At 72.2% G+C, this 17,313-nt stretch carries 15 protein-coding genes; 5 read left to right on the forward strand and 10 right to left on the reverse strand.

Annotated features, from left to right (window positions below):
* Positions 1 to 21 precede the first annotated feature (21 nt).
* The gene (locus AOJ26_RS04560) at positions 22 to 1,119 is read left to right on the forward strand and encodes a chemotaxis protein (protein WP_053846850.1); all 1,098 of its coding nucleotides are present in this window, start codon (positions 22 to 24) and stop codon (positions 1,117 to 1,119) included.
* 27 nt (positions 1,120 to 1,146) lie between these two features.
* On the opposite strand, the gene AOJ26_RS04565 is transcribed toward AOJ26_RS04560, so the two are convergent.
* Positions 1,147 to 1,560 carry an SsgA family sporulation/cell division regulator gene (locus AOJ26_RS04565; protein WP_053846851.1) on the reverse strand — a complete coding sequence of 138 codons (414 nt, stop codon included), beginning with the start codon at positions 1,558 to 1,560 and terminating at the stop codon, positions 1,147 to 1,149.
* Between the two features lie 374 nt (positions 1,561 to 1,934).
* Here AOJ26_RS04565 and AOJ26_RS04570 point away from each other — a divergent pair, with 374 nt between their 5' ends.
* Positions 1,935 to 3,365, forward strand: coding sequence for a PP2C family protein-serine/threonine phosphatase (locus tag AOJ26_RS04570; RefSeq protein WP_053846852.1), 1,431 nt, complete (start codon positions 1,935 to 1,937; stop codon positions 3,363 to 3,365).
* 5 nt (positions 3,366 to 3,370) lie between these two features.
* On the opposite strand, the gene AOJ26_RS04575 is transcribed toward AOJ26_RS04570, so the two are convergent.
* Positions 3,371 to 4,864 carry a hypothetical protein gene (locus AOJ26_RS04575; protein WP_053846853.1) on the reverse strand — a complete coding sequence of 498 codons (1,494 nt, stop codon included), beginning with the start codon at positions 4,862 to 4,864 and terminating at the stop codon, positions 3,371 to 3,373.
* Between the two features lie 243 nt (positions 4,865 to 5,107).
* Here AOJ26_RS04575 and AOJ26_RS04580 point away from each other — a divergent pair, with 243 nt between their 5' ends.
* Entirely contained in the window at positions 5,108 to 6,250 is a 1,143-nt protein-coding gene (locus AOJ26_RS04580; RefSeq protein WP_053846854.1) for an aminoglycoside phosphotransferase family protein, read from the forward strand.
* Between the two features lie 267 nt (positions 6,251 to 6,517).
* Complete coding sequence (locus AOJ26_RS04585) at positions 6,518 to 8,473, forward strand: N-acetylmuramoyl-L-alanine amidase (RefSeq protein WP_053846855.1); 1,956 nt, start codon at positions 6,518 to 6,520, stop codon at positions 8,471 to 8,473.
* A gap of 61 nt (positions 8,474 to 8,534) precedes the next feature.
* Here AOJ26_RS04585 and AOJ26_RS04590 read toward each other — a convergent pair whose 3' ends face one another.
* The 8 genes from AOJ26_RS04590 to AOJ26_RS04625 form a co-directional block, all read right to left on the reverse strand.
* The gene (locus tag AOJ26_RS04590) at positions 8,535 to 9,032 is read right to left on the reverse strand and encodes a hypothetical protein (RefSeq protein WP_053846856.1); all 498 of its coding nucleotides are present in this window, start codon (positions 9,030 to 9,032) and stop codon (positions 8,535 to 8,537) included.
* A 222-nt stretch (positions 9,033 to 9,254) separates the two neighbouring features.
* Positions 9,255 to 9,860, reverse strand: a complete 606-nt coding sequence (locus AOJ26_RS04595; RefSeq protein WP_078959740.1) for a CGNR zinc finger domain-containing protein — start codon at positions 9,858 to 9,860, stop codon at positions 9,255 to 9,257.
* 79 nt (positions 9,861 to 9,939) lie between these two features.
* A complete protein-coding gene (locus tag AOJ26_RS04600; protein WP_053846858.1) occupies positions 9,940 to 10,896 on the reverse strand; it encodes a universal stress protein in 957 nt (318 codons plus the stop codon).
* A 171-nt stretch (positions 10,897 to 11,067) separates the two neighbouring features.
* On the reverse strand, positions 11,068 to 11,310 hold the full coding sequence (locus AOJ26_RS04605) for a DUF397 domain-containing protein (RefSeq protein WP_007379863.1): 243 nt from the start codon (positions 11,308 to 11,310) through the stop codon (positions 11,068 to 11,070).
* A gap of 95 nt (positions 11,311 to 11,405) precedes the next feature.
* Positions 11,406 to 12,572, reverse strand: a complete 1,167-nt coding sequence (locus tag AOJ26_RS04610) for a thiolase domain-containing protein (RefSeq protein WP_053846859.1) — start codon at positions 12,570 to 12,572, stop codon at positions 11,406 to 11,408.
* On the reverse strand, positions 12,569 to 13,612 hold the full coding sequence (locus tag AOJ26_RS04615; RefSeq protein WP_053846860.1) for a thiolase domain-containing protein: 1,044 nt from the start codon (positions 13,610 to 13,612) through the stop codon (positions 12,569 to 12,571). Before AOJ26_RS04615 ends, AOJ26_RS04610 begins: the two co-directional genes overlap by 4 nt.
* Entirely contained in the window at positions 13,609 to 14,550 is a 942-nt protein-coding gene (locus AOJ26_RS04620; protein WP_053846861.1) for a Zn-ribbon domain-containing OB-fold protein, read from the reverse strand. Before AOJ26_RS04620 ends, AOJ26_RS04615 begins: the two co-directional genes overlap by 4 nt.
* A gap of 96 nt (positions 14,551 to 14,646) precedes the next feature.
* On the reverse strand, positions 14,647 to 15,447 hold the full coding sequence (locus AOJ26_RS04625) for a crotonase/enoyl-CoA hydratase family protein (protein WP_053846862.1): 801 nt from the start codon (positions 15,445 to 15,447) through the stop codon (positions 14,647 to 14,649).
* Between the two features lie 177 nt (positions 15,448 to 15,624).
* Between AOJ26_RS04625 and AOJ26_RS04630 the strand changes: the two genes are divergently transcribed.
* Complete coding sequence (locus AOJ26_RS04630) at positions 15,625 to 17,241, forward strand: acyl-CoA synthetase (RefSeq protein ID WP_053846863.1); 1,617 nt, start codon at positions 15,625 to 15,627, stop codon at positions 17,239 to 17,241.
* Positions 17,242 to 17,313 lie beyond the last annotated feature (72 nt).

Raw genomic sequence — 17,313 nt, forward strand, 5'->3', positions numbered from 1 at the left:
GATCGGTCCTATCGTGCTGTTATGGAGCACGCACTCAGCCCTGCGACCCTCTCCGAACTGCGCCGACCGCGCCCCTATCCGGCGGTGTCCGTGTTGACGCCGACCCACCGCCGGGAACCCGAGAACGCCCAGGACCCGGTCCGGCTGCGCAATGTGGTGGCCGAGGCCAAGAAGCAACTGGAGGCCGACCCCGCGGTGCCCCGGGAGCGGCGCATCGACGTCGTCCGGCAGCTCGACCAGGCCCTCACCGAGATCGATCTGGCGCACGCCGAGGACGGACTGGCGATCTTCGCCGCGCCGGGCGAGCACCAGGTGTGGTCCCTGGCCCGTGCCGTTCCGGAGCGCGTGGTGCTCTCGGACACCTTCCTGACCCGCAACCTCGTCTCCGCACAGGCCTCCGAACGGCCGTTCTGGGTGCTGTCGGTCTCCGCCGACCGCGCCACCCTGTGGAACGGCGGCGTCGACCGGGTCACCGAGCACCGGGCCGGCGGCTTCCCGCTGACCAGGACCCGGGTGAACTTCGACGCCGAGCGCCTGGAGCGGATCGGTGACATGCCGAGCACCTTCCGGGACGAGGACACCCGGCACTTCTTCCGGGACGTCGACGCCGCCCTGGCGAAACTCCTGCGCGAGGAGCCGCGCCCGCTGTACGTCACCGGCGAGACCGGGGCGCTGTCCGCCCTCGACGACGTCGGCAGCGTCACGAAGGAGGCGGTGCACGTCCCGCACGGCGGTCTCACGCACGGCACCCCGGACGCGGTGTGGCAGGCGATCGCTCCGGTGGTCGCCGCGGAGGCGCGCAGGAGCACCGACGCGGTGACCCGCGAGCTCGAATCGGCGCGCGGGCGGCGGGCGTTCGCGGCCGGCGTCGACGAGATCTGGCAGAGCGCCCGGGAGGGCCGGGTACGCCTGCTGGCCGTCGAGGAGAACTACCGGGTGACGGTCCGCGACGAGGGCGGCGACCATCTGGTCCCGGCCGAGAGCGGTGACCTCGACGCCCGCGAGGACATCGTGGACGAGATCGTCGAACAGTGCCTGGAGACCGGCGCCGACGTCCGCTTCGTCCCGGACGGCACGCTGGGCGGCGCCGACGGGATCGCGGGCGTGCTGCGCTACTGAGCGGGACGGCGGTCGCCGGGCCGCCGCTCACACGCTGCCGAAGAGGGCGCTGAGCCCCCGCTCGACGGCCTCGCCGAGGTCCTCCTGCCCGGCGCCGACCACCGCGTAGCTCCGCAGCAGGAAGTCGCGCAGGGTGGGCGTGGGGAACTGGAGGAGGGCGAGGCCGTACGGCGAGTGGAACTCCACGACCGTGACGTCCCGGCCGCACGGCCAGATGTGCACGTCCCCGCCGCCGGCCGGTCCGCGCAGCCCCTCCTCCAGCAGGGCGCGGGCGAAGGTCCAGGTCACCCCCTGCCCGTCCAGGCAGACCTCGGCCGGGAAGTCGACGCACACCGCCAGCGGGTCGGCGGAGCCGTAGCGCAGAGTCGCGGGGACGGGCAGCTCCCGGTTCTCCGCGGTGATCAGACGGGCGGGGGCGGGCTGCTCGAAGGTCGTGTCCATGTTCTTAGGAGCTCGCAGGGGCCCTTTGCATTACGCCTGAACGGGAACGAATTGTGTGACCTGCATCACACTGGTGACCGCACGATCCGCCCGTGTCACACTCCTTAGAACACAGGGTCGTCGAACGCACGAATGAAGACCTCGCCGACCACCCCGCCGGCCCCTCAAGTCACGTACGTCCCCTACGACTTGAGACCCGGAAAGGGGTGGACGACACGCCCGGTACGAGCACTCCGTGAAGACTGTGGCATATGCCAGAAGCACCACCGGATCGTGTGTTGCCAAATCCCTTACAGCGCGTCGCGGCCTGTGCAACAGTCGTAACGGTCCCTCCGTCCCGCCTTGGTCGAACCGTCCCCGCATCGGAGTGCGTCATGCCGTCCCACCTCTCCGCGGACCGCCCCGCCGCCCAGCCGCCCGGACGCGGCTCGGTCGACGCGCTCATATCGCAGACACGGCGGCTCAAGGGGGACGTGGACGCCGTACGACGGGACGCGCCCGTCGACGACGCGGACCCCCAGGAGCGCTGGCAGCGCGCGCTCTACGACCTGGCGCTGCACCAACTCAGCGATCTGGACGAGCACTTGGCGCAGCTGCGGGACGGCCCGCCGCCCGTGCCGTCGGCAGCCGGCGCGGAGACCGCCGCACGAACCGCGCCGCCCGCTCCCCGGCGCGGCTCGCTGCTCAGCCGGGTCGGCAGCGCGGAGTGGAACCTGCTGACGGACGAGGCCAGTTGGTCCGGCGAGCTGTACGAGATCCTGGGCCGCGACCGCAGCGCTCCCCCGCTCACCCTCGACGAGCTCCCTTCCCTGGTGCTCGACGAGGACCGGCCGCGGCTGACGGTCATGGTCACGGCCTGTCTGGTCGACGCCAAGCGCATAGACGGCGAGTTCCGGGTCGTGCGCCCGGACGGCGAGGTGCGCACCGTCCACATGATGGGCGAGCCGGTGCTCGCCGCCGACGGCAGCACCGCCTCGATGTGGGCCGTGCTGCGGGACGTCAGCGAGCTGCGCCGCAGCGAACGGGCGGTGAGCGAGACCCGTGACTCGTTACAGCGCCACCGGCAGCGCGCGCAGAGCGAACTCCGGCTCGCGGTCGAGTTGCAGGAGGCCGTGCTGCCGCCGTGGCGCGGCTCCCTGCGGCTCCCGCACCGGGGCACCGAGACCCTGGACCTGGCCGCCCACCACCTGCCGTCGTCGGCGCGCACCCTGATCGGCGGCGACTGGTACGACGCACTCGAACTGGCCGACGGCGAGACCCTTCTCAGCGTCGGCGACCTCACCGGCCACGGAGTCTCCGTGGCCTCCGGCATGGCGACCCTCCTCGGCGCCGTGCGCGGCATGGCGATGGCGGGCACCCAGCCCGGCCAACTGATGTCCCTGCTCAACCAGTTGCTCGACGCCACCGTGCAGCCGGCCCTCGGCAGCGCGGTCTGCTGCCGCTACCGACCCGAGTCCCGCACCCTGGTCTGGGCACAGGCCGGGCACCCCGCCCCGCTGCTGTTCCGGGGCGGGACGGGGCGCAGGCTGGACTCCCCCGACGGCGTGCTCCTCGGCGCGACCTCCGGAGCCGTCTACACGCAGGCCGAGGAGACCCTCGAACCGGGCGACCTCCTCCTGCTGCACACGGAGGGACTGGTGCCGGGGCACGGCGACACGGCTGCCGTGGACCGCCTCCTGGCCCTCGCCCCCCGGTTCGGCGGGGCGCGCACCGCACACGACTGCGTACGGATGGTCGTGGAGGAGTTCGGCGAGAACGAGCGCGAGGACGACGCCTGTGTGCTCATCGCCAGGGTGACTTCATAACAACCTCACGCACGTGCGCTGTTGCCACCCCTTCCCTTCGGCTTCGGCAGCGCCTGCCTGATCTCCTCGCGCAGTTCGTTGATCTTCGGGTAGCTGGAGTACTCGGCGGTGAGCCGGTACATCTGACGCAGCCGGTCCCAGGTGCGGTGGGAGGAGTTGGAGCCCATCGACACCAGCGCCAACCGCGCGTACCGGTCCGCCTGTTCGGGGTCGTCGGCGATGAAGCAGGCCGAGGCCATCGACAGGAAGTCGAAGATTTTCGACCGCTGCCGTCCGTCGACCCGCAGGGCGAGGGCCTTCTCCGCGTAGTGCTGGGCGTGCGCGGCCGCACCCGGCTCGTGCTCCGCCAGCGTGCGGTAGGCCAGGGCCTGCATGCCGTACAGGTCCTCCTCCTTGAAGGTCTGCATCCAGCTCGGCGGCGGCACGTCGCTCTTGTCGGAGACGAAGAGGTCCTCGGCCTGTCCTAGGGTGCGGCGCATCGCCTGCCCCTTGCCCATGGACGCCTGTGCCCAGGCCTCGATGGTGTAGAGCATCGCCTTGGTGCGGGGCAGCACCTCCTCCCCGGAGCCGGACTGGGCGAGCTTCATCAGGTCGAGCGCGTCGTCGGGCCGGCCCAGGTGCACCATCTGGCGGGCCGCACGGGAGAGCGCCTCGCCGGCGCGGGGCCGGTCACCGCCCTCGCGTGCGGCATGGGCGGCGATCACGAAGTACTTCTGGGCGGTGGGTTCGAGGCCGACGTCGTGGGACATCCAGCCCGCGAGGACGGCCAGGTTGGCGGCGACGCCCCACAGGCGCCGCTGGAGGTGGTCGGGGTGCCGGTAGGCGAGCATGCCACCCACCTCGTTGAGCTGGCCCACGACGGCCTTGCGTTGCAGCCCGCCGCCGCGGGCCGCGTCCCAGGCCCGGAACACCTCGACCGAGCGCTCCAGCTCCTCGATCTCCTGTGACCCGATGGGGGCGGCCTCGTAACGGTCGAACCCAGCGGGGTCGGCGTGCAGGGGGTCGTCGAGATGGGGGGCATCGGCGGTGAGGGCCGGATCGGTGTGCAGCCAGTCGTGCATGGCACTGGTGAGTGCGGATCCCGCGGCGAGCGCGGCACCCGCGCCCACCAAGCCGCGTCGGTTGAGCATGAGGTCCATTCCCGTGAATTCGGTGAGGACCGCGGCGGTTCGGTCGGGCGCCCACGGCATGCCGTCGGGATGTTCCGCGCTCCCGTCGCCCTGCCGTTTCCCCGTACGCCCGTGCCGGACCAGACCGAGGTCCTCGATGGTCACGACACGGCCGAGACGCTCGGTGAACAGAGCCGCCAGCACCCGCGGCACCGGATCGCGCGGGATCTCTCCCATGTCGATCCACCGCCGCACCCGCGAGGTGTCGGTCGAGAGCTGCGGATGGCCCATGGCCGCCGCCTGCCGGTTGACCAGCCTCGCGAGTTCACCCTTGGACCAGCCGGCCAGGCCGAACAGGTCCGAGAGTCGGGTGTTGGGTTGTCCGCTCACGTCAAGCCCCCAGGTTCTCGGCTGAGTTGACAGTAGCCCCGGGTCAGTTGCTCCGGGACTATTCGCCAGGGTTCGCCAGGGTGCGCCAGATGGTGTGCCACGCGGCATATGCGCTGAGGTAGGAACGCGCCACCCCGACCCGGACCGCACAGGGACATTCCCCAGGGTGCACCCGGTGGTCCGGGCCGGGCAGCGCGCTGCTTCTCCAGGCACAGCAGGCACACGAAGGGATCTGTCTCGCCCATGTACGCAGCATCGTCCTCCGTGTCCGCCCCGCCCCGGTCGCCGCACCTCCGCCCGGCGGGCGGTGGCGGCCCCTACCTCGACCCCGCGCGGCCGACGGCCCCCGTACCGGGTACGGGCAGGGCACGACGCGTCCCCGGGCTCGGTACCCAACCGCTCAGCGGGAGACTCGACTTGTCCGGCCCCCAGGGCGCCCAGCTCCGTACGGCGATCGCGTCGGTGCACCGGATCTGCCCGGAGTTCGCCCCGGTGCAGGTGCTGCGCCGCAGCGGACGCTCCGTGCTGCTGGTCGGCACGACGGGGCGCAGCACGGCTGTCGCCAAGTGTTTACTCGACCACTCCCCCGTTTGGGCCGACCGGATCCGGCACGAAATAGCCGCGTACCGCTCGTTCGTCCGGCACCGCCCTCCGGTGCGGGTGCCGCGGCTGATCGCGGCGGACCCGGACAACTGCACCCTGGTCATCGAGCGGATGCCCGGCCGGGTGGCGGCGCTGCACCGGCATCCGGCGGAGGCCCCGCCGCGCGCGGACATCCGGGCGGCGCTCGGCGCGGTGTGCCGGCTCAACGCCTGGCGTCCGCCCGCGGGCACCTTCGACGCCCCGCTCGACTACGCGTCCCGCATCTCCCGCTACCACGAGCTGGGGCTGCTGACCGACCGGGACATGGGCGACCTCCAGAAGCTGCTGCACGGCATCGCGCACTCGGCGGGCCGGCAGGGCATGGGCCAGTTCTGCCACGGCGACGCACTGCTCTCGAACATCCTGCTCTCACCGGCCGGTCCAGTGCTGGTGGACTGGGAGCACGCGGGCTGGTATCTGCCGGGGTACGACCTGGCGACGCTGTGGTCGGTCCTCGGCGACGCCCCGGTGGCGCGCCGTCAGATCAGTCAGATCGCCCAGTCCGCGGGCCCGGCCTCACGGGACGCCTTCCTGGTGAACCTGATGCTGGTCCTGACGCGTGAGATCCGTACCTACGAGACGGCCGTGCAGCGTTCGATGCACGACTCGACCCCGGCGGCACCGGGCGCGGCCCACCCCGGTGCTGCGCCGTCCGGCGAGGAACAGCGGCTGCTGCTGAGGCGGCTGCACGACGACTGCCAGCTGGCCCGACGGGCCGTACGCGCGGCGGTCGGCACTCGCTGACGGGGACGACGGTCCGCGGTGCGTCCGGTGGAGCGGCGCACCGCGGACCGCCGTATGTCCGGAGCCCTCCGGGACCCGGTCAGTGGTGTACGCCACTGACGCCCCGCAGGCCCGCGAGGCGCCCGCCACGAAACTCCCGTGACCCCGGATTGACATGGGAAATCCCCTGCCTCTGGGCATGATTGACGGATCGTCGACAAGCCGGTAGCACTGACGCACGCCCGGCCCCGCTCGGCTCATCGCGCTCGATCGTCCCTGGAGGCTGCATTGCGAGGATCCGCCACCGACTCCACCAGAGCCACCCGCAGGGTGCTCGGCACGCTGGCCGGTACGGCCCTGCTGCTGCCCCTGCTGGGCGCGGCCCCGTCGTCGGCCGGGGACTCCTCGGCCGGTCTCCAGCGGGCCTTCGCCGCGGCGGCCGCCGAGTACCACGTGCCGCAGAGCGTCCTGCTGGGAGTCTCGTACCTCCAGTCCCGCTGGGACACGCACGCCGGTGCGCCCAGCGTGACCGGCGGCTACGGCCCGATGCACCTGACCGACGCCCGTACCGCGCTCGCCTCGGCGCCGCACCACAGCGAGGGCACGGAGGACGCGCGCGGCGACAGCGCCCGTGCGGCCCTGCTGCCCGACACGAAGGTCGCCGGGCCGGCCGATCTCCCCGCCCGTCTCGAGACCCTGCCGAAGGCCGCCGAGCTGACCGGCCTGAGCGCGCGGGACCTGCGCACCGACCCTGCGGCCAACGTCGCGGGCGGTGCGGCGCTGCTGGCCGCCGCCCAGAAGGACCTGGGCGAGCCGCTGAGCCAGGACCCCGCCGACTGGTACGGCGCCGTGGCCCGCTTCTCCGGCGCGGACGACAGCGCGACCGCCGCCGCGTACGCCGACGACGTCTTCGACGTGCTGCGCTCCGGCGAGGAACGCACCACGGACGCCGGCCAGCGCGTCGCCCTGGCCGCCCGGCCGCAACTCGCCCCGGACACCGCCCAGCTCGCCCGGGCGGGCCTCAGGAAGCTGGACGCGGCGAACACCGAGTGCCCGAAGACCGTGTCCTGCGAGTGGGTCCCGGCGCCGTACGAGCAGTTCGGGGACAACGACTACGGCAACCACGACCTGGGCGACCGTCCGGCCTCGCAGAGCATCAAGTACATCGTCATCCACGACACGGAGGGCGCCTGGGAAGGTGTCCTCAACCTGGTGCAGGACCCGACCTACGTGTCCTGGAACTACACCCTGCGCTCGACCGACGGTCACATCGCCCAGCACGTGAAGGCGAAGGACGTGGCCTGGCACGCGGGCAACTGGTACGTCAACGCCAAGTCGATCGGCCTGGAGCACGAGGGCTTCCTGGCGAACCCGGACGCCTGGTACACGGAGGCGATGTACCGGTCCTCGGCGCGGCTGGTGAAGTACCTCTCCGCGAAGTACGGCATCCCGCTGGACCGGCAGCACATCCTCGGCCACGACAACGTGCCGGGCCCGACGACCTCGACCGTGGCCGGCATGCACACCGACCCCGGCCCGTACTGGGACTGGCGGCACTACTTCGAGCTGCTGGGCCACCCGTTCCGGGCGACCGCGCCCAAGCAGGGCGGCCTGGTGACGATCCGGCCCGACTACGCCACCAACCGGCCGCTGTACACCGGCTGCGTCACCAAGGGCGAGCCCTGCGCGGCCCACGGTTCCAGCGAGGTACGGCTGTACTCGGCCCCCGACGAGAACTCCGCCCTCATCACGGACATCGGTCTGGGCGGCAAGGCCCCGACGACCGACGTCAACGACCTGTCGTCGCGGGTCTCCACCGGCCAGCAGTACGCGGTCGCGGGGCGCGAGGGCGACTGGACGGCGATCTGGTACCTGGGCCAGAAGGCCTGGTTCAGGAACCCCGCGAGCGACCCGACCGCGGTGAACGCCGCGGGCCTCGTGGTGACCCCGAAGGAGGGCCTCGACAGCGTCCCGGTGTACGGCCGCGCCTACCCCGAGGCTTCCGCCTATCCGACGGGAGTTCCCGCGCAGGCGGTGTCGCCGCTGCCGTACAAGGTCCTCAAGGGCCAGTCGTACGTGGTCGGGGACAAGGTGCCCGGCGAGTACTACTACGCGGTGACCTTCACGACCGACTCGCACAAGGTCGTCGTCGGCGAGGACCTGTACTACGAGATCCAGTACGGCCACCGGGTGGCGTTCGTGCGGGCGGCGGACGTCGACGTGAAGCCGTCCGTCCGGCGGTAGCACTCCAGCTCCGCGGCGGGACGTGCTGTCCCGCCGCGGACAGCGTGCTGTCGGTGGAGGTTCAGCCCTGCTGGAACAGCTCCGCGGGCAGCGGCTTGAGGAGGGCGTAGAGGTCGTCCGTGATCGGGCGGTCCCAGGCGGCGATGGTCACCAGGACGTTGTCGCTGCGGTCGAACTGGACGCAGGAGATCCGGCTCTCGGAGAGCTTGAGACGGCGCACGATGAGGAGGTTGTCGCCCTGCATCACCGGCACGTCCTCGGTGTCGGTGACGGTGACCTCCTCGTCGTTCTCCAGTGCGATCAGGAGCTGGGCCACCTCGAAGGGGATCTCGCCCTCGGCGACCTCGCGGGCCGGGGAGCCCTCGGGGAGGTTGCCGATGATCATCGCGGGGCCGCGGCCGCCGAAGAGGTCGTAGCGCAGGAAGACGCCCTGGCAGGTGCCGTCGGGGGCGGGCAGGAGACCCGCGCCGAGGTTGCCGGGCCAGTCGCCCGGGTCCATGGCCAGCACGTCGAAGTCTGGACCGGCGGGGGTTGCGCTGCGGCGGCGGAGGAACGACATGCGCCCATGGTAATGGCGCCCACGGGGTCGTGCGGGCGCAGGTGCAAGGGGGTCGGCCGCCTGGTTTCGCGCACCGCTACGGGTGATCACTCACGGTTCGCAGGTCGGTGCCGTCCGTTCCCAGCTTGCGGCAGACGGCCGTGCGTTCGCGTGCCGTGAGCGAGTCCGTCTCCGTGCTGTGCAGGCGGCGGCGCTGTCTCATGGCGCACCGGCGGGTCCGGTTCACGTGCTCTGCCCCTGCTTGTGACGCTCGTGGTGGCGTGCCACCCGGGCGCGGTTTCCGCAGGAGGGCTTGCACCACTCCTGCCGCGGATGTTCCTTCAGGAAGTAGCGCACACAGCGCGGCGCGTGACAGGCGCGCAGCCGTCGCCGGTCGGCGCCGGAGAGGAACGCGATCGCGGCGTGCGCGAGCACGGCCGTGAGGTCGGTCGCCGGCGCCGCGGGCCGCCGGTGCGCGGCGGGTTCGGCGTCGTCGGTCCAGCGCAGCACGGGGACGGTGGGGGTGCGGGCGGCGGCCGTGTTGAGGCGGTCGAGCGCCTCGGGCACCGGCAGGAGGCGTGCCGCGTCGGCGGGGCTGGGGGCGCCGGGGCGCACGGCGCGGGCGAACAGGGCGCGGACGGCGGCCCGCAGGTCACGCACCGCGGCGAGGGCGCTCTCGTCGAGGACGAGGTCCGGGGCGTCCGGCAACGCCTCGGCGTGTTCCCCGACCCACGCGGTGAGCCCGGCGAGGTCGCTCAGGTCGTCGGCGACTCCGCCGTGGCCGTCGTGCCGGATGGTGAGGGCCAGGTCCAGGGCGAGCCGGGTGTCGCTGTCGATCGTGTCCCGCATGCGGCTGATGCTAAATGCCGACGCTCGCATTGACACGCCGCCTCCGCACCGCCCGCTTCGCCGGGGGCCCGGTCGTCGCTCAGTCCTCCGGAAGGTCCTGCGGCTCCACCGCCCCGGGCGGTACCACGGCCACCGGGCTCGCCGCGTGCAGCAGGACGGCCTGGGTGACGGACCCCATCATGCGGGCCGGCGCCAGCAGGCGGCGCCGGTGCCGGCCGACGACGACCAGGTCGGCGCCCTGGGAGGCCGCGACCAGATGCCCGGCCGCGTCGCCCGGCAGCACGTGCGGCTCGGCCACGACTCCGCGGTGCCGGGCGCTGTGCGGGGCGAGGAAGCCCTCGGCGAGGGCCCGGGTCTCGTTCTCCACGGCGTCCTGGTCGATCTTCGGCGGGATCATCTCGCCCGGGGTCGCCCAGCCCTGGAGGGGCCACTGGTAGGCAGCGATCACCTGGAGGCGGGCGCCGCGCAGGCCGGCCTCGGTGTACGCGAAGTCGAGGGCGGCGTCGTCGGGGCTGTCCACGTGCAGGCCGACGACCACCCGCGGGCCCGGCCCGGCGGGCGCCTCGCCGTCGGCCTGGCGTCCGGGTCGGGGCACGACAACCACGGGGCACTCGGCGTCACGGGCGGCGGCCATGCCGTTGGAGCCGAGCAGCAGACTGGCGAAGCCGCCGCGGCCCCGGGAGCCGAGCACCAGGAGCTGGGCGCCGGAGCCCAGTTCGGGCAGCACGGCACCGGGCGCGCCCTCGACTCCGAGGTACTCCGTCCGCGGTCGGCCGGGGCCGTCGGGGCGGTCCGGCCCGTCGGTGCGGTCGGGGCGCTCCTCCAGATAGGTGCGTACCCGGTCGAGGACGGGATCGTCGTCCGCGTCGGGCGGACCGGCGACGAGGACGTCGGGCTGGGCCCAGACGGCGTACTGCCGGACATGCACCACCCGCAGCGGCGCTCCGCGTCGGCGGGCCGCGTCGAGTGCCCAGTCCAGGGCGCGCAGGCTGTCGTCCGAACCGTCCACCGCGGCGATCACCGGCAGGGTGCTCATGTGTTCCTCACTTCCGGAAGTCGACCCTCCCCCTCCTCGGGTCAGCCTGGCTCAGGCGTCGGCCCCGGGAAGGTGCTCAAGGTCGCGTGTCCGGAAAATCGGAAGGAACACCGCCGGATCGGCCCGTCGGTTCACGCACCCATGTGCTCACCCGCAGGTGAGGTCTCGCTCTCAGGTGAGGTCGAACTCCCCCTCCCGCGCCCCTGACACGAACGCGCCCCACTCCGCGGGGGTGAAGATCAGGGAAGGGCTCTCCGGGCGGCCGCTGTTGCGCATCGCGATGAACCCCTCGACGAAGGCGATCTGGACATCCCCCAGACCGCGGCTGCTCGAGTGCCAGTCGGCGTTGCTCAGGTCCAGCTCCGGCTTCTCCCAGCCCATGAGCGGCTGCTGCTGGATGGTGGTCTCGGCCACGTCCCTGCTCCTCCCGATCGCTTCGTCCGCGGCCAGCCTAGCGATCGACTCCGACCGCCGACAGGCCACGTGAGGGGGACCTTTCAGGAGGCGTTTCACGCATTCGGGGGCTCGGACCCCACGAGCCACATGGCGAAGAACTGGGATCCGCCGCCGTAGGCGTGTCCCAGCACCCTGCGGGCGCCCTCCACCTGGTGCTCCCCGGCCTGTCCGCGTGCCTGGAGGGCGGCCTCGGCGAACCGGATCATGCCGGAGGCGCCGATCGGATTGGTGGACAGGACGCCGCCCGACATGTTGACGGGCAGGTCCCCGTCCAGCTCGGTGACCCCGGCCTCGGTGAGCTTCCAGCCCTCGCCCTCCTCGGCGAAGCCGAGGTTCTCCAGCCACATGGGCTCGTACCAGGAGAACGGCACGTACATCTCGACGGCGTCGATGTCCCGGCGCGGGTCGGCGATCCCGGCCTGCCGGTACACGTCGGCCGCGCAGTCCTTGCCGGCCTGGGGGGACACGGCGTCCTTGCCGGCGAACAGCGTGGGCTCGCTGCGCATGGCACCGCCCAGCATCCAGGCGGGCGGCCGGGGCGCGCGGGCGGCTCCGGCCCGGTCGGTGAGCACCATGGCGCAGGCGCCGTCGGAGGAGGGGCAGGTCTCCGAGTAGCGGATCGGGTCCCAGAGCATGGGCGAGGCCTGGACCTTCTCCAGGGTGATGTCGTGCTCGTGCAGGTGCGCGTACGGGTTCTTGAGCGCGTTGCGGCGGTCCTTGTACGCCACCAGGGAGCCGACGGTGTCGGGCGCGCCGGTGCGCCGCATGTACGCGCGTACGTGTGGCGCGAAGAAGCCGCCCGCCCCGGCCAGCAGGGGCTGCTGGAAGGGGATCGGCAGGGACAGGCCCCACATGGCGTTGGACTCGGACTGCTTCTCGAAGGCGAGGGTCAGGACGGTGGCGTGCACCCGGGCGGCCACCAGGTTCGCGGCGACCAGGGCGGTGGAGCCGCCGACGCTGCCCGCGGTGTGCACCCGCAGCATCGGCTTGCCCACCGCGCCGAGCGCGTCGGCCAGGTACAGCTCCGGCATCATGACGCCCTCGAAGAAGTCGGGCGCCTTGCCGATCACCACGGCGTCGATGTCGGCCCAGGTCAGCTCGGCGTCCTCCAGGGCCCTCTGGGCGGCCTCCCGGACGAGCCCGGCGATCGACACGTCCCGGCGGGCCGCGACGTGCTTGGTCTGGCCGATGCCTACGACGGCCACGGGCTCCTTGCTCATCGGGGATCCCCTTCGAGTACGGCGACCAGGTTCTGCTGGAGACAGGGCCCGGAGGTGGCGTGGGCGAGGGCGCGGTCGGACTCGCCCCGGTGCACACGGGCGGCTGCCTCGCCGATGCGGGCGAGACCGGCGGCCATCATCGGGTTGGCGGCGAGGGCGCCGCCGGACGGGTTGACCCGCACGGAGTCGTCGAGCCGCAGCGCCTTGCGCAGGACGACCTCCTGCGAGGTGAACGGAGCGTGCAACTCGGCGGTGTCCACGGGTCGTTCGAAGACCCCGGCCTTCTCGGCCGCGAGGCGTGTGGAGGGTGAGTCGGTCAGGTCGCGGACCCCGAGCGAGTGGGCCTCGATGCGGTGGTCGATGCCGCGGATCCAGGCGGGGCGCCCGCACAGTTCCCTGGCCCGCTCCCCCGCCGCGAGGACCACGGCGGCCGCCCCGTCCCCGACGGGCGGGCAGTCCCCGGTGCGCAGCGGCCGTACGACGTAGTCCCCGTGCGGCACGGGTCCCTTGAGCTGGGCGCGCGGGTTGCCGGTGGCGCGGCTGCGGGCGCCGATCGCCGCCAGCTCGTGCTCGTCGGTGTCGCCCGCGTCGATGAGGGCCTGGGCCTGGAGGGCGGCGAGGGCCACGGAGTCGGGCCACAGCGGGGCGAGGTAGTACGGGTCGAGCTGCCGGGTGAGCACGTCCCGGAGGGAACCGGGCGAGGACTTGCCGTAGGAGTACACCAGCGCGGTGTCGGCGTCCCCGGACAGCAGCTTGGTCCACGCCTCGTACAGCGCCCACGCCCCGTCCGTCTCGACGTGCGACTCGGAGATGGGCGGCCAGGCGCCCACGCCGTCGAGGGCGAGGGTGAAGGAGAAGGCGCGCCCGGCGAGGTAGTCGCAGGAACCGGAGCAGGTGAAGCCGATGTCGGCGGTCTTCAGGCCGGTCTGCGCGAGGACGTCGTGCAGGACCGGCATGAGCATCTCCACCTCGGACAGTTCGTCGGTGGAGCGCAGGGTGTCGGACTTGGCGAAGGCGACGACCGCGATGTCACGGGTCACAGCAGCTCCTTGTAGGTGTCGTACTCCGCGTCGGGTTCGCCGGTCGGCCGGTAGTGGTCCGGGAAGCGGCCGCCCTCGGTCCACACAGGTTCGACCCGCAGGCCCATGCGGACCTGGTCGTAGGGGATGCCGCCGATCCGGCCGTGCAGCGCGAGGTCGGCGCCGTCGAGGGCGATGTGGGCGTAGACGTACGGCACTTCGATGTCGAGGGTCCTCGCCTTGATGTTGACGATGCAGAAGGTGGTGACCGTGCCGCCCGGGCCCACCTCCACCTGCTCCGACGTAGCGAGACCGCAGGTGGGACAGGCGCCCCGCGGCGGGACGTACACCTTGCGGCAGGACGGGCAGCGCTCGCCGACGGCCCGGTGCTCGGCGAGGGCGTTGATGTAGGCGGTCTGGGCGCGGCCGGGCGAGTAGGTGTAGTCGAGGCGGGCCTCGGCGACGATGCCGCGGACCGGGTCCTCGAACTCGCCCGCGTGGGCGGTGACTTCGGAGGCGTCGCCGTCGTAGGGCTCGAAGCAGGAGATGTCGGTGATGGCGCCGGTGCGTTCCTCGGCCCAGCGGACCCGGACGCGCATCCCGGTGCGGACGGCGTCGGGTCCGGGGGCGTCGAGGGCGTGCAGCAGGGCGGTGTCGGCGCCGTCCAGGCGCACCAGCACCCAGGCGAAGGGCGTGTCCAGCGGCTGACCGCGCCGGGGCTCGTGGTTCCAGGCCCAGGTGGTGACGGTGCCCGTGAGACCGACGCCGACCAGCTCGCGGAGCTCCTCGGCGGTGACGGGGTCGTACTCGACGGGCGGAACCAGCGTGCGCCCGTCACGGGTCCTCACCCCGAGGACCACCCGTTCCCGCAGCCCGGTCAGGAAGGCGCTCTGCACGGGCCCGAGGGAACGGGTGAAGGGGAATTCGACGACGAGCGGCGCCTTGAGTACGTCAGCCATGGGCGCGTGCCTCCTTCAGAGGTCGGTGCGGGGGGCGCCCCCTCAGGGGCGCGGGAAACTGCGCGACCAGCCACGACGGACCCGCGGTCAAGGGCACTACGCTCGCCTGTAACGGGGCGGCCGTTTCTCCGCGAAGGCACGCGCCCCCTCCTTCGCATCAGCGGTGTCGAAGATCGGCCACCCCCGCTTCAACTCGGCGGCCAGCCCGTCGGTCTCGGTCATCCCGGCCGTCTCGTACACCGAGGCCTTGACCGCCTCGACGGCCAACGGACCGCAGGCGTTGATCAGTTCGGCGATCTCCAGGGCCTTGGCGAGCGCGGTGCCGTCCGGGACGACGTGCCCGACGAGACCGATGTCGGCGGCCTCGCGCGCGGTGTACGGGCGCCCGGTGAGCAGCATCTCCAGGGCGTGGGTGCGCGGGATCTGGCGTTGCAGCCGGACCGTCGAGCCGCCGATCGGGAACAGACCGCGCCGGACCTCGAAGAGGCCGAAGGTCGCGGATTCGCCGGCGACCCGGATGTCGGTGCCCTGGAGCATCTCGGTGCCGCCGGCGACGCAGTGACCCTCGACGGCCGCGATGACCGGCTTGCGCGGGCGGTGGTGGCGCAGCATCGCCTTCCAGTGCAGGTCGGGGTCGGCGGTCAGCCGGTCCCGGTACTGCTCGCCGCCGGTGTCCTTGCCCGCGAGCGCCTTGAGGTCCATGCCGGCGCAGAACGAGCCGCCCGCGCCGGTGAACACGACCGAGCGGATCGAGTCGTCCGCGTCCGCCTCCACCCAGCCGTCGTACAGGCCGACCAGCATCGGCAACGAGAGCGCGTTCTTCGCCTCGGGCCTGTTGAGCGTGAGCACCAGTGTGGCGCCCTCGCGCTGGATGTCGAGGTGTTCCGTCCCACCCATGGACCCTCTCCCCTCTGCCAGAACGAGAACAGGTTGCAGGAGGCGCCGATGCACTTCAAGGGTTTTCTGACAGACAGTCAGATTTATTCGCGCGAGCCCTTCACAGTCAGGCCGCCCTTTGCTCTGATGACCGGCGAACCCTCGCAGAGCCGGGCCGGGACCAGTGCAGGAGGAACGGTGGAGTACAACCTTGCCGACCTGTTCGAGTCGGTCGTCGACGTGGTGCCGGACCGTGAGGCGCTCGCGTACCTCGACGTTCCCGGTACGGGTGCGGAGCGCCGGCTGACGTACGCGGAACTGGACGCCGCGGCCAGTCGTATCGGCCACCATCTGCTCGACAGCGGGGTACGGGCCGGTGAGCACGTCGGACTGCACCTCTACAACGGGGTCGAGTACGTGCAGACGCTGCTCGGGTGCATGAAGGCGCGGATCGTGCCCGTCAACGTCAACTACCGCTATGTGGAAGAGGAGTTGGTGTACCTCTACCGGGACGCGGATCTGGTGGGTCTGGTCTTCGACGCCGAGTTCTCGGAGCGGGTGGCGGCCGCGCTGCCGCACACGAAACGGCTGCGGCATCTGATCCGGGTCGGGGCGGCGCAGCCGGGCGGACCGGCGGCGGTGGACTTCGCGGACGCCGAGGCGTCCGGGTCGCCCGGGCGCGGGTTCCCGAAGCGTTCGGCCGACGACCAGTTCATCATCTACACCGGCGGCACCACCGGGATGCCCAAGGGCGTGATGTGGCGCCAGGAGGACCTGTTCTTCTCCGGTCTGGGCGGGGGCGCTCCCACGGGCGAGCCGGTGCGGCGGCCCGAGGGACTGGCCGAACGGGTCGCGGCGGGCGGGGCCGGGATCACCTTCTTCCCCACTCCCCCGCTGATGCACGGCACCTCGACCCTGACCGCCCTCATCGGGTTCAACTTCGGCCAACGGGTCGTACTGCACCGCAGGTTCGTGCCCGAGGAGGTGCTGCGGACCGTCGAGCGGGAGAAGGTCAGTGCCATGTCCCTGGTGGGCGACGCGATGCTGCGGCCGCTCATCGACGCCCTGGAGGGGCCGATGAAGGGCACCGACATGTCGTCGCTGTTCAGCGTGTCCTCGTCGGGCGCGATCATGTCGGACACCGTGAGCCGGCAGTTCCGGGCGCTCGTCCCGAACGCCGTGCTGCTCAACAACTTCGGCTCCTCCGAGTCCGGCTTCAACGGGACCGCGACGGACGACTCCGGCCCCGAGCGGGGTTTCCGGGTGCGGGTCAACTCCCGCACCCAGGTGGTCGATCCGGCCACGCACGAGCCGGTGGCCGTGGGCGAGGTCGGCCGGGTGGCACAGTGCGGCCATGTGCCGCTCGGCTACTACAACGACCCGGGGAAAACCGCCGACACCTTCTTCGAGAAGGACGGGGAGCGGTGGGTGCTGCTCGGCGACATGGCCACCGTCGACGAGGAGGGCGTGGTCACGGTCCTCGGGCGGGGTTCGCAGTGCATCAACACGGGCGGCGAGAAGGTGTACCCGGAGGAGGTCGAGCAGGCGCTCAAGGCGCACCCGGACGTGTACGACGCGCTCGTGGCCGGGGTTCCGGACGTCAAGTGGGGCCACCACGTGGCGGCTGTCGTGCAATTGCGCCGGGGGGCGGAGCGGATGTCGCTGGACGATCTCCAGACGCACTGCCGGACGCGGCTCGCGGGGTACAAGGTGCCGCGCCAGCTCGTGATCACGGATTCCATCCGCCGGTCGCCGAGCGGCAAGGCGGACTACCGGTGGGCGCAGAAGGTGGCGGCGGGCGCGGCAGGGGGCTGACGGCCGGAACCCGGCCCCGTGCGATTGAACCGAACGTGACGTGCGACCGTACTGGTGGTGGCAGGCTCGGTC

It is taken from the genome of Streptomyces sp. NRRL B-24085 (assembly GCF_001282115.1).
Lineage (GTDB): Bacteria > Actinomycetota > Actinomycetes > Streptomycetales > Streptomycetaceae > Streptomyces.

Bases quoted from the DNA above. Each gene is read 5' to 3' on its own strand.
- AOJ26_RS04560 (WP_053846850.1), top strand. From the start codon at position 22: ATGGAGCACGCACTCAGCCCTGCGACCCTCTCCGAACTGCGCCGACCG.
- AOJ26_RS04565 (WP_053846851.1), bottom strand. From the start codon at position 1,560: ATGGACACGACCTTCGAGCAGCCCGCCCCCGCCCGTCTGATCACCGCG.
- AOJ26_RS04570 (WP_053846852.1), top strand. From the start codon at position 1,935: ATGCCGTCCCACCTCTCCGCGGACCGCCCCGCCGCCCAGCCGCCCGGA.
- AOJ26_RS04580 (WP_053846854.1), top strand. From the start codon at position 5,108: ATGTACGCAGCATCGTCCTCCGTGTCCGCCCCGCCCCGGTCGCCGCAC.
- AOJ26_RS04590 (WP_053846856.1), bottom strand. From the start codon at position 9,032: ATGTCGTTCCTCCGCCGCCGCAGCGCAACCCCCGCCGGTCCAGACTTC.
- AOJ26_RS04595 (WP_078959740.1), bottom strand. From the start codon at position 9,860: ATGCGGGACACGATCGACAGCGACACCCGGCTCGCCCTGGACCTGGCC.
- AOJ26_RS04600 (WP_053846858.1), bottom strand. From the start codon at position 10,896: ATGAGCACCCTGCCGGTGATCGCCGCGGTGGACGGTTCGGACGACAGC.
- AOJ26_RS04610 (WP_053846859.1), bottom strand. From the start codon at position 12,572: ATGAGCAAGGAGCCCGTGGCCGTCGTAGGCATCGGCCAGACCAAGCAC.
- AOJ26_RS04620 (WP_053846861.1), bottom strand. From the start codon at position 14,550: ATGGCTGACGTACTCAAGGCGCCGCTCGTCGTCGAATTCCCCTTCACC.
- AOJ26_RS04625 (WP_053846862.1), bottom strand. From the start codon at position 15,447: ATGGGTGGGACGGAACACCTCGACATCCAGCGCGAGGGCGCCACACTG.